Source organism: Gordonia sp. (in: high G+C Gram-positive bacteria) (assembly GCF_047602025.1).
Lineage (GTDB): Bacteria > Actinomycetota > Actinomycetes > Mycobacteriales > Mycobacteriaceae > Gordonia.
The window spans coordinates 2,873,403-2,889,132 of the sequence record NZ_JASGII010000001.1; the positions used below are offsets into that span (position 1 = coordinate 2,873,403).

The following is a 15,730-nucleotide window of genomic DNA, read 5'->3' on the forward strand; positions in this document are numbered from 1 at the left end:
CGCAATGAACCGCCTGTCCCCCGTCCTGCGCGACGCCCCGGGACTGCTTCTCGTCCTGATCGGCGGCATGGTCGGCACGGCCGCCCGCCTCCATCTGGAACAAGCCTTCCCGGCACAATCCGGCCGCTGGCCGATGACCACCTTCGTCATCAACCTGGTCGGCGCGCTAATCCTGGCCGCCCTGCTCGAATACCTCGCCTCGACGCGACTCGACGAAGAACTGGGCCGCCGCATCCGACTGTTCGGCGGAACCGGGCTGTGCGGCGGCTTCACCACCTACAGCTCCTTCGCGCAGGAGCAGGTCAACCTCGTGCGCGACGGCCAGCTGCCGATCGCGCTGGGCTACGGGCTCGGCACCCTGCTGTGCGGGGCGATCGGCACGATCGCCGGCCTCGCGATCGGCGCCCGGTTGGTCCGCGGCACCGCGACCGACCCCGAGTTCATCGATCCCGATTCGGGAGACCGGCGATGAGCGGGTGGACCCTGGCGGCGTGCGCCGCGGGTGGCGTCGGCTCCCTGCTGCGCTATGTCGTTGACGGCGAGGTCAAGCGTCGGGTCTCCACCGACCTGCCCGTCGCGACCATCGGCATCAACATCGCGGGCTCGGCGCTGCTCGGCTTCATCACCGGGCTCGTGGTGTTCGCCGGATCGCCGTCGACGCTGCAACTGGTGGCGGGCACCGGCTTCTGCGGGGGCTTCACGACGTTCAGCACCGCAAGCTTCGAGACCGTCGCACTGGCCCGTCGCGGGGAGACCCGGCTGGCCGCGGTCAACGCGATCGGGACCTGGATCGCGACGGTTCTGGCGTGCGGCGCCGGCATGTGGATCGCCTGGCTGATCCACGGGAACTAGGAGGAGTGGCCATGAACATCAGATCGTTCTCCGGCACCGGGGACCCGGGCGGCGAGAACCTCGTCGTCGGATGGGACCGGACCCCGGCCGCGCAGGCGGCACTGGCGGCCGCCGTCGACCTCGCCGGCAAGCTCCGCGCGCAACTGCACATCGCGCACATCGCCGACGACTCCGACCTCGGCGTCGACCCGGACTCGCCGACGTGGGAGGAGCAGACCAAGGCCGCCGCCGACGAGAAGGCGCACTGGCTGCGCGGCCAGCTGCGCGGTCTCGACACCGGCTGGACGTACTACAGCGCACGCGGCAGCGCCGCCGCGGTGCTCGGCCAGGTGGCGCGCGAATCCGGTTCCCGGATCGTCGTCATCGGCAAGCACCGCCGCGGCGTCGCCGGGCTGCTGTCGCGGGTCACCCGGCGGCCGTTGGCCGACGAGCTCGTCGACGCGGGTCTGCAGGTCCTCGTCGTGCCGCCCGCATGAGCGTGCTCAGGTCCGATACCGGAACACGATCCGTCCCCGCGTCAGGTCGTACGGGCTGATCTCGACCAGCACGCGGTCGAGCGGCACGATCTTGATGTAGTTCTTCCGGATCTTGCCGCTGATGTGGGCGAGGACGACGTGGCCGTTGTCGAGTTCGACGCGGAACATGGCGTTGCGGAGGGCTTCGACGACGGTGCCCTCGGCTTCGATCCCGGTGCCGGTCATGGCCGCACCAGCTCGACGGTCGTCTCGACGACGCTGCCGCCCAGCGCCTCGACCGCGGCGACGAGATCGGCAGCGCCGGTGTCGACGTCGAGCGCGACAAAGGGTGCGTCGGGGCCGCGCAGGATGATCCGGGCACCCGGCAGGCGCCGGATGCCGGGTGGTGGTGTGCCCGGCGGCGGGGCGAAGGGGATTCGGTAGCACGCCGACCGTCGGCGCTCGGTGAATCCGTGGCGTCGCCAGGCGTCGATCAGTTCGACGTCGTCGGCGTCGGCCAGGGTGTGCAGCGGCGATGGCAGTTCGGCGACGATCGCATCGGCGAGCAGGTCGAACGCCGCCGTCGACCACGCGTCGACGCTGATGAACATCGCCGGTCCGGGTCGTCGGGAGCGGGCTCCGCGGCCGATGGTCCGCGCCTCGTCGTCAACGGCGAGCCAATCGCCGTCGGCGGAGCGCCGCAGGGTGAGAGAGGTGTTGTTCATGGTGGTGCCTTTCGGAAATGCCGTTCGGCGGCACTCCCGGTGTGGACACCTAGGTCGACCGTGAGATCGGAGGGAGCACCGACGTCGTAGAAACGTTCACGGGTGTCACCTCCTCGGGTCCTGTCACGGTTGCGGCCAGGGTATCGGCGCGACACCCCTGCTGGACAATTCTTTTTCGGCTACTGCCGCACGGCGTACTCGAGCGCGACGGTCCCGCCCGGGAAACGACGCGTCTCGGTCAGTTCCAGATCGCGCCGGGTCCCGGGCCGGAACAGCGGGTTGCCGGCGCCGAGCAGCACCGGCGCGACGTTGAAGCGGTAGGCGTCGATCAGGCCGGCCGCCTCGACCTGGGCGGCGAGGTCGACGCCGCTCACCTCGATGTCGCCGTCGGTATCGGCCTTGCGCTGAGCGATCCATTCGATGGCGTCGCCGACGATCAGCTCACAGCTCGGATGGACATCGGTCAGCGTGCGCGACGCCACGTACTTCGGCAGTCGGTCCCACACCTGCGCGAACTCCCGCTCGACCTCGGGCGCCGCCGGGTCGGTCAGCAGATCGTGCCAGTACGGGACCATCACGTCGTAGAGCCGTCGGCCCATGACGATGGCGGCCAGCGAGGCGACCTGCTCGTTCGACGCGCGGTGCAGCTCGTCCTCGGGCGTCGACCAGCCGATGCCCCCGTCGGCGTCCTCAAAGAACCCGTCGAGCGAAACCGTCATCGAGGCGTAGATCAGCCGAGCCATGCGCCCGAGCGTAGCCCGGCTCTCCGACGCGCTAGCGGACTTGCGCGAGACCCAGCCGGTCGCCGAGCAACAGGAATCCGACGAAGGCGACGACGTCGATCACGGCGTGCGCGATGATCAGCGGCCAGACGCGGTCGGTGCGCTGATAGAAGCGGCCAAACACCAGTCCCATGACGACGTTCCCGAGGCCGCCGCCGATCCCCTGGTAGAGGTGGTAGCCGCCGCGCAGCAGCGCGCTGGCGGCGAGGGCCGCACCGTCGCGCACGCCGAGCTGGCGCAGTCGCACCAACAGGTACGCGACGACGACAACTTCCTCGGCGACCGCGTTGCCGATCGCCACGGCGATCAGGACGGGCGCCTGCCACCACGGGCCGTCGGTGTCGCTGGGTACCAGCGCGGCGTTCCAGCCGAAGTGATGGGCGACGAAGACGAAGGCGAGGCCGGGCAGGCCGATGAGCGCGGCGAGTCCGACGCCGAGGGGCAGGTCGGCGCGCTCGGGTCGTCGGGTGAGACCGATCTTGGCCAGCCGGATGCCGCTGCGCCACAACAGATAGCAGGCCAGCGCCGCCATCCCGAGGAGCCGGACCACGCCGAGCGACTGTCGCGCGGCGTCGATCCATCCGACCTTCGACTGCGACGGGTTGAGTTCGACGGTGGTCTGGTCGATCCCGCCGGTCAGCTGCGCCTCGATCAGCGCCAGCAGGGCCAACAGCGCCGACATCCCCAGGGTCAGGACGCCGACGATCGCCAGCTCGATCCACAGCGCGCGGCGCTGGGACGGGTCGGTGACGGGCTGGATGTTCACGCCGCCCACCCTAGGCTGCGGCAGGTCAGTCGACGAGCCAGGGCGGGGTGCCGACGCCGGTCATCCGGACGGTGCCCCACTGCGTGATCTCGGCGAGCTTCGCGGCGACCGGCTCGTGGTCGCCGAAGGACACCTCGACGCGCTTGGTCCCGGCCACGAACAGATCGTGGGCCCGCCGGCCGTACAGGATGCCGGCCCAGTGGTACTGGCCGTCGTTGCCGTCGATGTGGCCGCGGGCGCGCAGCCGCGCGGTGAACTCCGCGCCGTCGGCGTTGATGCGGACCTCGTCGTCGAAGACCTCGGCCTCGACGGTCTCCTCGGTGGACCAGTCGTAGTCGACCGGGTTGAAACTTGCCAGCGGATCCGTCGGTCGCTGCCACCAGCGTCGCCGCTTGGCCGGGAGCGGGTTGTGCTGCACCGGCGGGCGGACGCGGACGCCGTGCGCACCGGCGAGCTGTGCCTCGGTGAGGGCGGCGACGACGTAGTCGACGGACTCGTCGCGGCAGTAGAAGCGGTTCGGCGTCTGCTCGGCGGCGACCGTCAGATAGTTCGACGACGGCGGCGCCTCATCGGTCACCACCAGATCGGCGCGGGCCGGATCGTCGACGAGGGCGAAGTCGAGCGGCGAGAGCTCGAGGTGGCGGCGCGTCGACGAGATCGCGTCCGACGAGCCGACGAGCGCAATCGTCGTCACGGCAGGAATCCCGCCTTGCGCCACAGGTATTCGCCGACCGGTCCCATCAGACCGGCTTGGCGCAGGAACGCCGAGAGCGGCTCGAAGGACTTGACGGTCACCTCGTGGAAGTTCGGGTTCCGACGCGCGATCTTGGCCGCCTGCCGCGGGTTTGCGATCCCGGCCCGCTTGTACATCTGCGGGTTGGTGAACAGGCGCTTGAAGGCCGGTCCGCCGAGGCCGTGCAGGTTGGCGGCGACCAGCGTCTCGAATCGACCGCGCACCGGCTTGCGGCGCATGATGCCGTCGCGCGCGAAGCCGATGTGGCGGGACTCCTCGGTGACGTGGATCTGCATGAGCCGCGCGACGAGGGGCTGCAGCTGGGGGTCGGTGCGCATCTCCCGCTGCAGGGCGTCGAAGAGCTCTTCGCCGACGAGCGTGACGACCCACATGAAGGTGCCGCGCATGAACGCGGGCATCGCCAGCATCGCCCAGCGCTCCCACCGGCGCATCATGTAGGGCCGAGCGCCGCTGCGCTCGATGACCTTGCCGAACATCGTCATGTGGCGGCACTCGTCACCCATCTCGGTGAGCTCGTAGTGCGACGTGGCGGCGGCCGGGTCTTCGCGCATCAGCCGGATCAGCAGGGCGCGGTTGAGCAGGTTCTCGAACCAGATGCCGACCGACAGCACGTTGGCCATCTCCTGGCGGGACAGCTCGATGCGCTGCTCCTCGCTCATCTGGTCCCACAGCGGCGTGCCGTACAGCGACAGCACCTTGGGCGGGAGGAAGTACTTGCCCTCCTCGAGCGGCGCGTCCCAATCGAGCTCGACGACCGGGTCGTAGGACCGGGCCGAGGAGCCTTTGAGAAGTCGATTGGCGATGGCCGTGCGGCCGGCGTGGTCGTACGCGGGCTTGCCGGTCGCGGCCTTGGGATTGTCGTTCACCACAGTCATGGGTCAACCTCCTGTTGGCGACCAGAGTAGGGACCACTCACCGGAACGTCAATGACGACTGTGCCATTCCGGAGTGTCACTATTGGACTTACCCAATCCTGGTTCAGCACCCCCTCAGCCGTCTTGCGTAGATTGGTCGGGTGACCGACCCGCGCGAGCAGCCGAATCTGCGGCGCCGACGCCAGGAACAGGGCCCGCAAAACGAGCAACGACAAGCTCCGCGATCCCCTGCGCCCGGCCCGGCTCCGCAACCCGGCGCTGCCCGCCCGCCGCAGGGTCCGCCGTCGTCGCAGGGACGTCCGCCGCAAGGCCCGCCGCCGGGTCAACGCCCGCAGGGTCAACGTCCACCCGGACCCCCGCCACAGGGTCGCCCGATGCCCCCGCAGGGTCGCCCTATGCCCCGGCCGCAGGGCCGGCCACCCGGTCCGGCGGCCGGCCAACGACCGCCGCAGCCTCCGCCCGCCGGCCAGCGCCCGCCCCAGGGTCAGCCCCCGGGTTCACCGCCGCGTGATCCGCAACGGCCCCAACAACCGCAGCAGCGCGGACCGATCCCGGCGCCCCCGACGCGGCCGGGACCGCCGCAGGGCCCCCCGCAGCGCTATCAGCCGCCGCAGGCGTGGTCGGCTGCCCCTCCCGCGCCGCAGCAGCCCGCCCAGCAACCGCCCGCACCGCAGCGGCCCAAGAAGCCGCTGATCACCGGCAAGTACGCGCCCACCCAGCAGCCGACTCCGGACGCACCGCCGCGCCAGCAGCCGCCGGGCCAGCAGCCCCCGGCCGCCGGTCAGGGCCGGCCGCCGTCGCCCGGCCAGCAACCGCCGGCACCGCCCAAGAAGCCGCTCGTCACGGGCAAGTACGCGCCGACGCAGACTCCGCAACCCGTCCCCGTCGACGAGCGGCGACCGACTCGTCCCCCGCAGCGGGGCGCCAACGTCACGCCGGCGAAGCGTCGCCCGCCGAGCCGACCGTCGACGAAGCCCAAGCCGGCCCGACCCGCGAGGTCGAAGACGCCGCGCACGAAGCGCCGCTGGACGCCGCGACGGATCGTCAACATCTTCCTGGTGGCGGTGTTCCTGTTCATCGCGTCGGCGATCGGCGGCCTGCTCTACGTCGACACCCGGCTCGACCGGATCAACGCACTGTCCTTCTCCGGCCGCATCTCGAACACCCCCGGCACCAACTGGCTGATCGTCGGCACCGACTCCCGCGAGGGCATGTCGGCCAAGGAGCGCAAGCGGCTGTCCACCGGTCCCGACGAGGGCGGTATCCGCACCGACACGATCATGCTGATCTCGAAGCCGGTGAAGGGGCCGACGGCGATCATCTCCATTCCGCGCGACCTGTACGTGGACCTGCCCGGCGGCAACGGCCAGCACAAGATCAACGCCGCCTACAGCATGGGCGGCCCCAAGCTGCTGGTGCAGACCATCGAGTCGGTGTCCGGGGTGCACATCGACCACTACGCCGAGATCGGCTTCAGCGGGTTCGCCAACATCGTCGACGCGGTCGGCGGCGTCAAGATCTGCCTGAAGGAGTCGTTGCGCGACCGCAATGCCGGCCTGCGACTCAAGGCGGGCTGCCAGAAGATCAACGGCAAGCAGGCCCTCGGCCTGGTCCGCAGCCGCGACTTCCCGCGCGCGGACCTGCAGCGCGTCATCAATCAGCGCAAGGTGTTCTCGGCGCTCGTCAACCGCGCCAGCAGCCCCGCCGTGCTCCTCAACCCGTTCCGCGCGGCATCGCTGGTCAACGGGACCGCCGACGCCCTCACCGTCGACCGCGGCGACCACTCGTGGGACCTCGCCCGGCTCGCCTGGTCGCTGCGCGGATCCCCGCTGATGGTGACCGTGCCGACCGGCGGCTCAGAGTGGACCGGCGACGGCGACTCGCTGGCCGTCGACGACGACACCGAGGAGTTCTTCTCCCGGTTGGCGAAGGGCAAGGCCGTCAGCAAGAGCCTCGTCGACGACGACGACGGCAAAGAGATCGGCTGACTAGAGGTTTCCGCCGGCCGCTTCGGGTGCGCCCGCATCGTCGGCGGCCTTGCTGTTGATCTCGCGCTCGACGAAGGTCTCGAGGTCGAAGATGTTGCCCTTGGCGCGCTCGGCGATGGTCAGCAGCGTCGTCATCGTCGCGACCTCCTCGACCTGCTCCTTGAGGAACCACTGCATGAACTGCTCGCCGAGGTAGTCGCCGTCGTCGCGCGCGACGCGGGCCAGGTTCACGATCTGCTCGGTGACCTGCTGCTCCTGCTTGAGCGCCAACTTGATCGGTTCGGAGTAGTCGCCGAACTTGTTGACCGGAGCCTCGACGCCGGGGATCTCGACGGCCTGATCGCGGTCCAGGAAGTACTGGACGATCATCATCGCGTGGTTGCGCTCTTCGACCGCCTGCTCGTAGAAGTGCTGCGCGAGCTGCGGCATGTCCTCGTTGTCGTAGAAGACCGCGATCGCGTTGTACTGCTGGCTCGCAGCGAACTCGTTGGTGATCTGGTCGGCCAACAGCTGCTGAAACTTCGTCCGTTCCGTCATGGCACCAATGGTAAGGGCACGCTCAGTGGTTTCTGGGCACGCTCGACGAGATTCCGGGCACGCTCGACGAGAAACTGGGCACGCTCGACGAAAAAGCGGTGGCTCAGGCGCGCAGGGTGACCTGGCGGGTGCGGATGCCGGCGCGGGAGCGACGCTCCTCGGTGGTCAGCTCCGACTTGTCGGCCATCGCCTCGACGAGCCAGGCGTCGAACTGGTCGAGACCGTCGTACCAGTCCTCCGCGTGCTTCTTCACATCCAGGTCGAAGACCGGGACCAGCAGGCCGTGGGTGCGGAAGGAGCCCGCGAAGCGGGAACCCTCGCCCAGGGTCAGGTGGCCGGCGGCGTGCAGTCGCGCGAGGGCGGTCATCACCGTGTCCTCGTCCTCCGGGCGGATCCAGCGCAGGTGCGCCTTGTCGCCGGCGTCGACCCACCAGGGGGCGCCGAGCCCGCTCTTGGGCTTCAGGCGCGCCGTCGGCTGGATCGTCGCCGCCGCCTGCTCGAGCATCTGCTTGACGCCCGCGTCCAACTTGGCGCCCGGCGCGTACCACCACGCGAAGTCGTCGTAGACGGTGATGTCCAGCGGCGCATCTGCGTCGAGCAGCTTGGTCAGCGGCTTGCTCGGCGCGGCGCCGGGGGTGTACTTGTCGTCGACCTTGGCGTGGGCGGCGAACTCGATCTCGGCGGCGAACTCCGCGGCGAGGTCGGTGGGGTCGGGGTTGAGCTGCAGCGCGGCGAAGCCCTCGCGGGCGCCCTTGCCGTCGCGCACCATGGCGCCGATGACGCCGGGCAGCACGGTCGCGGCGTTGACGTGGTTGCGCACGCCGTCCTTTTGCAGGTTCGGGCCGAGCTCGTCGTCGGGGACGACGGAGGTCAGCTCCGGCTCCGGCGGGCCGGGCTCGATCAGCGGCAGTCGAGCGGTCGCCGAGGCGACGAAGGTGCGCAGCGCGACCAGGTCGCACTCGGCGGCGAGTCCGTCGAAGGGGCGGGTCTGCCCGGTGGCTGCCGCGGCCTGTCGTTCCTTGCGCGCGGCGACGCGCTCGGCTCGGTTGCTACCCGGGCGCGGTCCGCTGCCGCGCTTGCTCTTCTTGGCCATGGCTCAACTCTGTCACACCGTGACGAGCCAGTCCCGCACGCGCTGGGGGTGGTTCGTGGCGATCCACCGGACGCCCTGTTCGGCGCACATCCGGACGTCGGCCTCCTCGTCGACGGTCCAGCAGTAGGTGACGCGCCCCGCGGCCGCGGCCTTGTCGACGAGGTCCGGGTGCAGCCGGAGCGTCTCGACCGACGGACCGATGCCCGTCGCGCCGACCGCCGTCGCCGCGCTGCCGCCCAAGACGCGGGCGGTGTCGCCGAGCAGGATCGTCGGGAGCAAGGGGGCGTGCCGGCGGATGCGCCAGACGCCCGACGACGAGAAGGAGATGACGACGGCCCGGCTGTGGTCGGCCGAGGGCGGCGAGGCCACCCCGAAGCGGTGCAGCGTCTCCAGGAGCTTGGTCTCGACGAGACTGCCGAACCGCACCGGATGCTTGGTCTCGATGAACAGGCGGACCGGTCGGCGCCAGTCGAGGGCGAGGGTGATCAGCTCGTCGAGGGTGAGCACCGACGCCTTCTGCCCGCCGTGCCAGCTGCCGAAGTCGTACTCGCGCAGCTGCGCCAGCGACATCTCGCTGACGACGCCGGAGCCGTCCGACGTGCGGTCGATGGTGCGGTCGTGGATGCAGACCAGCTCGTGGTCGGCGGTCAGCCGGATGTCGCACTCCAGGCCGTCGGCGCCCTGGGTGAGGGCCAACTCGTAGGCCGCCAGCGTGTGCTCCGGTGCGTCTCCCGACGCCCCGCGGTGCGCGACGACGGCGGGCTTGCCGGACCGGGAGACACGGGGCTCGGTCACGCCGTGTTCACCCATCGGCGTCGCACCTTGGTGTTCTCGACGGCCGGCGCCGGGAGGAAGATCTCGACCAGGCGCGGCACCATCCACCACGCGAACGCGGCCGATACGAGCGCCGAGATGATCACCCAGCCGAGTGAGTCGGCCTGCGTCTGGATGCTGCCGCTGCGATTGCCGGCCCAGCGCATCCAGATGGCGATGAGGGCGACGAGGTTCACCAGGGCCCAGGCCACCCAGATCTTGCGGAACTCGGCGCGGTTGCGCGTGGTGAGGACGCGGTCGTCGACGAGGGCGGCCTCGCGGATGAGGAACGGGGCGCTGAGGATGTTGAGGCCGGGGAGGACGGCGCACAGCCACAGCAGCCACGTCGGTCGCGGCTCCAGGCGGTGCGCGTGCCGGTAGGCGAGCGCCCGGGTCGCGATGAGCCACCGGCCGAAGCTGTAGAGGCCGTAGACCATCGCACCGACGGCGGCCAGGCCGGCGAGTACGACCGTGAGGTAGCTGATGATGTCGAGCCACCCCGGGATCAGGTGGTCGCGGTTGACCATGATGAGCAGGTAGCGCAACAGGTGCATGACCGCGCTGGCGGCCAACACCATCGCCGCGTTGCGGCCGGCGGCGACGAAGCGCAGCGCATCCCCGCGGGCCTGCTGCTCGACCGGGATCTCCTGCCAATTCGCGGGCAGGTCCTGCAGTCCCCACTGCGGCACGGACGTGTAGTGCGGCGTCACCTTGCTCTTGGTGATCCGCGGGGCGCGCGGGGCCGGGCGGGCCTCCGGCGGTCGCTGCGCAACCCACTTCACCTTGGCGGGCAGCGTGCCGCGGACGCCGGCGACCCGCTGCTGCGGGACCTGCTTGGCCGGGGGCGTCGGACGCGCCTGGGCCAACGCATCGCCGACGCGGTCACGATCGACGACGACGAGGATCCCGTCGCAGCGCGGGCAGTGGATGCGGCCGGCGCGGTGCGGGGCCTGGATGCGGCACGTGCGGCACAGGTCGACGAGGCGGTCGCCGCCGGGCGGCCGGAGCGGTGGCACGGTCATCGGTCAGGCCCCCGTCTCGACCGGCTTGCCGCTGGCCTCCCACGCCACCATGCCGCCCTCGACGCAGGTCGCCTCGCGGCCGATGTGCTCCAAGTACTCGATCAAGCGGAACGACCGCCCACTCGTGCGGCAGATGACGTAGACGTCGGCGTCGGGATCGATCTCCTCGATGCGCTCGGGAACCTGGCCGAGCGGGATGTGCAGCGCGCCGCGGACGTGACCGAGTTCCCACTCGTCGGGTTCGCGGATATCGAGCAGGATGCGGTCGGTCTCAGCGGTGAAATCATCGGGCAATTCCGTCACCGGCACCTGGTCGAATGCGGGCATACATCCATCGTGGCATATGACCCCGGGCCGAGGGCGCCAACGTCGGCCCTTCAACCGCCCAGATCGCGTTTGCGCAGGTTGTCACCAGGGCAGATGAGATATCCACAGGCACCGGGCATAACTGTGTGCAACTTCGCAGAATCCATCGGTGGGCCGATTCGCGACAGCGAATCCGCTGGTGCGCAATTCCAACCGCTATGCGCGAAAAACGGCCCCTACTGTGAACGACACCACTACTTCAGGTGAATTCCATGCATCTTCCAGCACTATCGCGAAGATATGCCCCAACGATTTGTGACTTCCCACAAATGGCGAGCAGCCTGGGGATAACTTGTGGATAACCGCGAAAGCCGCATCGTCGCAGGTCAGAGTTCGGGCCAGTCCCGTTCCAGGCCGCCGATGATGAAATCGACCTTTTTGTCGACGAAACCGCGATCGGCCCAGGAATCCTGGGGTTTCAGCGCGGCGCCGTCGTCGAGCGCCCCGCGAACCCGGTCCAACCCGGAGTCGCCGGACTCGTCGGACGCCCGCATCGACTCGACGCCCAGGTGCGACGCGAAAACCGTGTCCCCGATGAAGTCGAGGGCGAACATCGCCTGCCCCGGCGTCCGCCCCGACCGCCCCAGCACCTCGGCATATTGGCCGAGCACGTGATCGATCCGCGTGAACGCCGTCGGGTAGCTGTAGACCAGGCGGTTCAGCCCCGGGTACTCCTCGCACACCCGCCAGCACTCGTCGGCCCACAGCCGCAGGGCCGCGCGCCAGTCGGCGTCGGCAGCGGGGGTCCGCAGGGTGGCCGCCGCGGTGTCGAGGCAGGCGACCACCAGGTCGTCGCGGGAGGGGAAAAGTCGGTAGATTGCGGCGGTGACGACGCCGAGGCGTTGCGCCACGGCTGAGAGGGTGAACCCGTCGAGGCCCTCCGCGACGGCGGCGGCCACGACGTCGGCGGCGGTGAAGACGGGCTTGCGGCCCACCTTGCGACTGCCGGGCACGCCACCGGCCGACCGGGTCGCCGACGTGGATTCATGCACGGTTTCACATTAGTCGGCGCTCAGGCGTCGGCGAGCTGCCAGCCCTGGGCGCTGTGCAGCCGCTCCCAGAACCGCGCGTAGGTGCCACCCTGGGCGAGGAGTTCGGAGTGCGTGCCCTGTGCCTCCACCCGGCCGTCGTCGGTGAGCGCGACGATCTGATCGGCCGCGGCGATGGTGTCGAGCCGGTGCGCGATGATCAGGATCGTCGCCTGCTTGCGCAGCTGATCGACGGCGGCGACGATGTTGGCCTCGTTCTCCACGTCGAGGGCCGAGGTGGCCTCGTCGAGCAGGACGATCGGCGACTGCTTGAGCAGGGCACGGGCGATCGCGACGCGTTGGCGCTCCCCGCCCGACAGCGCCTTGCCGCCCTCGCCGACGCGCGAGGCCCAACCGTCGGGCAGCCGCTCGGCGATCTCGGTGACGCCGGCGAGGTCGGCCGCCGATCGGATCTCCTCGTCGGTCGCGTCCTCCCGGCCGACGGCAATGTTGGCCTCGAGGGTGTCGTCGAAGAGGTACACGTCCTGGAACACCATCGACAGCTGGCCCATGAGTTGCTCGGTGGTCTGCTCGGCGACCGGGACGCCGCCCACCTTCACGGTGCCGGAGTCGGCGTCGTAGAAACGGCTGACCAAGCGGGCGACCGTCGTCTTGCCGCTGCCGGAGGGGCCGACGAGCGCGACCATCGTGCCCGCGGGCACGGTGAAGGACACGTCGTCGAGTACGGACTCGGCGGTGTCGTCGTAGGCGAAGGAGACGCCGGCGAGGTCGACGGTTCCCGGTGCGGTGAGCTCGGCCGGGGCGGCCGGCTCGGTCAACGGCTCGGCCGTCAGCACCTCGTCGAGGGCGTCGAGCAGCGGACGCCGCGATTCGAGACTCATCGCGCCCTCGGTGATGCCGGAGAGGATCGTGGTGAAACGCAGCGCCAGCCCGATGAAGGCCAGCGCCGGGATCGGGGCGAGGGAGCCGGACACCGCGAGTGTGCCGGTGACGGTGATCAGCACGACGATGACGCCCTGCGTGACCATGCCGGAGAGCAGCATGCCGGCCGTTTCGATCCAGAGCGCCCTGGTCCGCGCCCGCCGCGTCCCCGCCAGCGCGTCGTCCAGCGGCGCGAAGTGTTCGCTCTGTCCGCAGGAGCGCAGCGCGCCCTGGCACTGCGCGTACTCGACGACCCGGTTGGCCAGGTTGACCTCCTGGGGCTCGTAGAGTCGTCCGCCGCGGCGCATGAGGGCGGTCGAGACGAGGGTGATCACCACGAACACCGGGATGGCGAGGGTGAGGACCAGGCCCAGCGTCGGGTTCCAGAACCACGCCGCGACGACGATGACGGCCGCCGAGGTGATCTTGGAGACCAGCGGGCCGAACATGTGGGCGTAGATCTCGCCGGCCTGCATGAGTTCGGTGGAGACCATCCGGGAGAGGCGCCCGGCCAGTGGCCGTGCGAACCAGCCGAGCGGCTGCTTGGCGACCTGGTCGCCGACGAGCCGGTGCAGGCTGTGCAGGAAGTCGAGGGCCACGCCGTAGGCGCGCTGGCTCTGCCAGTAGTTCACCCCGAAGCTGACCACCGCGAGCACCGCGAAGACGATCAGCCAGCCGGTCAGGCCCATCCCCCAGTACGGCTTGTCGGCGGCGAGGGCGCTGATCGCCGGCAGCAGTGCGGCCAGGGCCAGGCCCTCGATGAGGCCGCACAGCGCGGCGATGGCCATCGCGGGCCGAATGGCCTCCGGGTGGGAGACCATGCGCTTCATCCGCGGGACGATGTCGACGATCGGAAGGGTGCTCATTTCTGACCTCCAAGGGTTGCCTCGGCGCCGGGCACATCGTGAGCGGGCCGAATCGTTGCCGTGGTCGATTCCCACAGGTGGGCGTAGCCCGGTTCGGCGAGGAGCTCGTCGTGGGTCCCGGTCGCCACGACACGGCCGTTGTCGACGAGGACGATCTGGTCGACGCCCTTGATCACCTCGGGCCGGTGTGCGACCAGCAGCACGGTCTTGCCCTTGGCCAGGTCGCTGAGCGCCTGCTGGATTTGGTGCTGACTCTCGGGATCGGTCAGCGCGGTCGCCTCGTCGAGGATGAGTACCGGGGCGTCGACGAGGATGGCGCGCGCGATCGCGATGCGTTGCGCCTGACCGCCGGACAGTCCGGTGTCGGCGCCGTAGACGGTGTCGAACCCGTGGGGCAGCGCCTCGATCTCGTCGAGCACGCGGGCGGCGCGGGCGGCGGCGCGGACCTGGTCGTCGGTGGCGTCGGGACGGCCCAGGGTGATGTTGTCGCGGATGCTGATCGAGGGCAGCTGCGGGTCTTGCAGGACGAACCCCACGTGTCGGTAGAGGTCGTCCACCTCGCGGACCGGGACCCCGCCGAGCCGGATCTCGCCGGACTGCGGGTCGTCGAACCTGGCGAGGAGCGTCGCGATCGTCGACTTGCCGGAACCGGACGGGCCGATCAGCGCGGTGATCGTGCCCTCCCGGAGGGAGAAGGACACATCGTCGAGCGCCAGCTCGTCGTCGCCGCTGTACGAATAGCCGACACCGTCGAAGGCGACGTCGTGGCCGCGCGGAGTGGCGCGCCGACCGTCGTCGAGGAGCGTTGGCGTGGCGAGCAGGTCGGTGATGCGGCGAGCACCCGCGCCGGCCAGCTGCGCCGCCCACATGGAACCCATCAGGACCTCGAGCCCGTAGGGGATGAGCAGCGCGATGAGCGACGTCGCCAGGACGTCGGCGGCGGTGACATGGCCGCGGTGCACCAGCCAGGCGCCGCCGCCGAGGTTGATGAGCAGGATCAACGGCACGGCCAGCAGCGAGATGCCGATCGAGCTCACGCGGATCAGCGGCTTCACCCAGTCGTAGTAGAAGGCCTGGAAGTCGTCGGCCGCATCCTGGTAGGCGCGGTGCGCGCGGCCGACGCGGCCGAAGGCCTTGACGACGGTGATGCCGGTGACGAACTCGACCATCCGGGCGGACACCACCGCGAGCTTCTTGTCCATCTCGACGGTCTTCGTGCCCATGTCCTTCATGCCGATCGCCATCGCGGCGGCGTAGAGCGGGAGGGTCGCGATGGCGAGCAGTCCGAGCCGCCAGTCGATGACGAAGGCGTAGACCATCAGCGCCAGGGGCATGACCACCGCCTGGGTGCCGTCGACCGGCTGGTGGGCGATCAGGTGGTGGACGGTGCCGATGTCGTCCTGCAGCGCCTTGCGGACGCGGCCGGAGTTGGTCGCGGTGAACCAGTTGAGCGGCACCTTGGCGAAGCGTTCGACGAGGCGCTGGCGGATGACGTAGCCGAGTTTGATGTCGGCGAAGTGGGTGATGCTCAGCGCGAGGAAGTAGACGCCGAGGCGCAGCGTGAAGGTGATGACCAGGATGCGGATCCACCGGCCGACCTCGCCGCCGTCGACGGGGTTGCCGGTGCGAGCCGCGGTGAGCAGGACGTCGCCGACGTGGACCAGTGCGATGTAGGGCACGACGGCGAGGATCCCGGAGACGACCGCGAGGATGCGGCCGAGCGTCAGCTGCGGTCGGACCGGGCGCATCAGCTCCTTGAGCGCCTTCGCGTCGGCCTTCTGCTGCACCTTGGGGTCGACGGTCGCGGTGTCGTCCGGTGCGTTCGATTCGGGTGCGGGAGCGGTTGTCGTCATCGACTCATGCCTCGATCACTATAAGTAAGGCTTACCTATTTCTGAACGTAGTTCACGTTAGTGAGCGACGACG

General features: G+C 69.9%; 18 protein-coding genes. 4 read left to right on the forward strand and 14 right to left on the reverse strand.

The features are described 5' to 3' along the window. Window positions 1-4 precede the first annotated feature (4 nt). The 3 genes from QM728_RS14400 to QM728_RS14410 are packed head-to-tail and all read left to right on the forward strand — an operon-like array spanning window position 5 to window position 1,328. Window positions 5-472 carry a fluoride efflux transporter FluC gene (locus QM728_RS14400; RefSeq protein ID WP_415032689.1) on the forward strand — a complete coding sequence of 156 codons (468 nt, stop codon included), beginning with the start codon at window positions 5-7 and terminating at the stop codon, window positions 470-472. Further along, window positions 469-852, forward strand: a complete 384-nt coding sequence (locus tag QM728_RS14405) for a fluoride efflux transporter FluC (RefSeq protein ID WP_415032690.1) — start codon at window positions 469-471, stop codon at window positions 850-852. Before QM728_RS14400 ends, QM728_RS14405 begins: the two co-directional genes overlap by 4 nt. 11 nt (window positions 853-863) lie before the next feature. Next, the gene (locus QM728_RS14410) at window positions 864-1,328 is read left to right on the forward strand and encodes a universal stress protein (protein WP_415032691.1); all 465 of its coding nucleotides are present in this window, start codon (window positions 864-866) and stop codon (window positions 1,326-1,328) included. Window positions 1,329-1,334: 6 nt separating this feature from the next. On the opposite strand, the gene infA is transcribed toward QM728_RS14410, so the two are convergent. From infA to QM728_RS14440, 6 genes are all read right to left on the reverse strand, one after another. Beyond that, window positions 1,335-1,553, reverse strand: a complete 219-nt coding sequence (infA, locus tag QM728_RS14415) for a translation initiation factor IF-1 (protein WP_415032692.1) — start codon at window positions 1,551-1,553, stop codon at window positions 1,335-1,337. Continuing rightward, window positions 1,550-2,032 (reverse strand): hypothetical protein, encoded by a 483-nt coding sequence (locus tag QM728_RS14420; protein WP_415032693.1) that lies wholly within the window; start codon window positions 2,030-2,032, stop codon window positions 1,550-1,552. The genes infA and QM728_RS14420 overlap by 4 nt, the downstream gene beginning before the upstream one ends. Window positions 2,033-2,211: 179 nt before the next feature. After that, window positions 2,212-2,775: a dihydrofolate reductase family protein gene (locus QM728_RS14425; RefSeq protein WP_415032694.1), complete on the reverse strand. Its 564-nt coding sequence runs from the start codon at window positions 2,773-2,775 to the stop codon at window positions 2,212-2,214. A 31-nt stretch (window positions 2,776-2,806) separates the two neighbouring features. After that, window positions 2,807-3,580, reverse strand: coding sequence for a CPBP family intramembrane glutamic endopeptidase (locus QM728_RS14430; RefSeq protein WP_415032695.1), 774 nt, complete (start codon window positions 3,578-3,580; stop codon window positions 2,807-2,809). A 25-nt stretch (window positions 3,581-3,605) separates the two neighbouring features. Next, window positions 3,606-4,274: a DUF4873 domain-containing protein gene (locus QM728_RS14435; protein WP_415032696.1), complete on the reverse strand. Its 669-nt coding sequence runs from the start codon at window positions 4,272-4,274 to the stop codon at window positions 3,606-3,608. Next, a complete protein-coding gene (locus tag QM728_RS14440; protein ID WP_415032697.1) occupies window positions 4,271-5,209 on the reverse strand; it encodes an AurF N-oxygenase family protein in 939 nt (312 codons plus the stop codon). Before QM728_RS14440 ends, QM728_RS14435 begins: the two co-directional genes overlap by 4 nt. 395 nt (window positions 5,210-5,604) lie before the next feature. On the opposite strand from QM728_RS14440, the gene QM728_RS14445 reads away from it, so the two are divergent. Next, window positions 5,605-7,197 (forward strand): LCP family protein, encoded by a 1,593-nt coding sequence (locus QM728_RS14445; protein ID WP_415032698.1) that lies wholly within the window; start codon window positions 5,605-5,607, stop codon window positions 7,195-7,197. Here the strand turns inward: QM728_RS14445 and QM728_RS14450 are convergent, their stop codons facing one another. The 8 genes from QM728_RS14450 to QM728_RS14485 all read right to left on the reverse strand — a co-directional run bounded on the left by QM728_RS14450 (window position 7,198) and on the right by QM728_RS14485 (window position 15,657). After that, a complete protein-coding gene (locus QM728_RS14450; protein ID WP_415032699.1) occupies window positions 7,198-7,734 on the reverse strand; it encodes a ferritin in 537 nt (178 codons plus the stop codon). Window positions 7,735-7,837: 103 nt separating this feature from the next. Then, the gene (locus QM728_RS14455) at window positions 7,838-8,827 is read right to left on the reverse strand and encodes a DUF5926 family protein (protein ID WP_415032700.1); all 990 of its coding nucleotides are present in this window, start codon (window positions 8,825-8,827) and stop codon (window positions 7,838-7,840) included. A gap of 12 nt (window positions 8,828-8,839) precedes the next feature. Next, a complete protein-coding gene (locus QM728_RS14460) occupies window positions 8,840-9,622 on the reverse strand; it encodes a glycerophosphodiester phosphodiesterase (protein ID WP_415032701.1) in 783 nt (260 codons plus the stop codon). Next, the gene (locus QM728_RS14465; protein WP_415032702.1) at window positions 9,619-10,662 is read right to left on the reverse strand and encodes a DUF4328 domain-containing protein; all 1,044 of its coding nucleotides are present in this window, start codon (window positions 10,660-10,662) and stop codon (window positions 9,619-9,621) included. The genes QM728_RS14460 and QM728_RS14465 overlap by 4 nt, the downstream gene beginning before the upstream one ends. A gap of 3 nt (window positions 10,663-10,665) precedes the next feature. After that, on the reverse strand, window positions 10,666-10,989 hold the full coding sequence (locus tag QM728_RS14470) for a rhodanese-like domain-containing protein (protein ID WP_415032703.1): 324 nt from the start codon (window positions 10,987-10,989) through the stop codon (window positions 10,666-10,668). Window positions 10,990-11,354: 365 nt separating this feature from the next. Continuing rightward, window positions 11,355-12,020, reverse strand: coding sequence for a TetR/AcrR family transcriptional regulator (locus QM728_RS14475; protein WP_415032704.1), 666 nt, complete (start codon window positions 12,018-12,020; stop codon window positions 11,355-11,357). Between the two features lie 20 nt (window positions 12,021-12,040). Then, window positions 12,041-13,804 carry an ABC transporter ATP-binding protein gene (locus QM728_RS14480; protein ID WP_415032705.1) on the reverse strand — a complete coding sequence of 588 codons (1,764 nt, stop codon included), beginning with the start codon at window positions 13,802-13,804 and terminating at the stop codon, window positions 12,041-12,043. Next, window positions 13,801-15,657: an ABC transporter ATP-binding protein gene (locus QM728_RS14485; RefSeq protein WP_415032706.1), complete on the reverse strand. Its 1,857-nt coding sequence runs from the start codon at window positions 15,655-15,657 to the stop codon at window positions 13,801-13,803. Before QM728_RS14485 ends, QM728_RS14480 begins: the two co-directional genes overlap by 4 nt. Window positions 15,658-15,730: the final 73 nt, after the last annotated feature.

Excerpts from the sequence above, each read along its gene's own strand:
- QM728_RS14400 (WP_415032689.1), top strand. The coding sequence starts at position 5 with ATGAACCGCCTGTCCCCCGTCCTGCGCGACGCCCCGGGACTGCTTCTC.
- QM728_RS14405 (WP_415032690.1), top strand. The coding sequence starts at position 469 with ATGAGCGGGTGGACCCTGGCGGCGTGCGCCGCGGGTGGCGTCGGCTCC.
- QM728_RS14410 (WP_415032691.1), top strand. The coding sequence starts at position 864 with ATGAACATCAGATCGTTCTCCGGCACCGGGGACCCGGGCGGCGAGAAC.
- infA (WP_415032692.1), bottom strand. The coding sequence starts at position 1,553 with ATGACCGGCACCGGGATCGAAGCCGAGGGCACCGTCGTCGAAGCCCTC.
- QM728_RS14420 (WP_415032693.1), bottom strand. The coding sequence starts at position 2,032 with ATGAACAACACCTCTCTCACCCTGCGGCGCTCCGCCGACGGCGATTGG.
- QM728_RS14425 (WP_415032694.1), bottom strand. The coding sequence starts at position 2,775 with ATGGCTCGGCTGATCTACGCCTCGATGACGGTTTCGCTCGACGGGTTC.
- QM728_RS14440 (WP_415032697.1), bottom strand. The coding sequence starts at position 5,209 with ATGACTGTGGTGAACGACAATCCCAAGGCCGCGACCGGCAAGCCCGCG.
- QM728_RS14445 (WP_415032698.1), top strand. The coding sequence starts at position 5,605 with ATGCCCCGGCCGCAGGGCCGGCCACCCGGTCCGGCGGCCGGCCAACGA.
- QM728_RS14450 (WP_415032699.1), bottom strand. The coding sequence starts at position 7,734 with ATGACGGAACGGACGAAGTTTCAGCAGCTGTTGGCCGACCAGATCACC.
- QM728_RS14455 (WP_415032700.1), bottom strand. The coding sequence starts at position 8,827 with ATGGCCAAGAAGAGCAAGCGCGGCAGCGGACCGCGCCCGGGTAGCAAC.
- QM728_RS14465 (WP_415032702.1), bottom strand. The coding sequence starts at position 10,662 with ATGACCGTGCCACCGCTCCGGCCGCCCGGCGGCGACCGCCTCGTCGAC.
- QM728_RS14470 (WP_415032703.1), bottom strand. The coding sequence starts at position 10,989 with ATGCCCGCATTCGACCAGGTGCCGGTGACGGAATTGCCCGATGATTTC.
- QM728_RS14480 (WP_415032705.1), bottom strand. The coding sequence starts at position 13,804 with ATGAGCACCCTTCCGATCGTCGACATCGTCCCGCGGATGAAGCGCATG.
- QM728_RS14485 (WP_415032706.1), bottom strand. The coding sequence starts at position 15,657 with ATGACGACAACCGCTCCCGCACCCGAATCGAACGCACCGGACGACACC.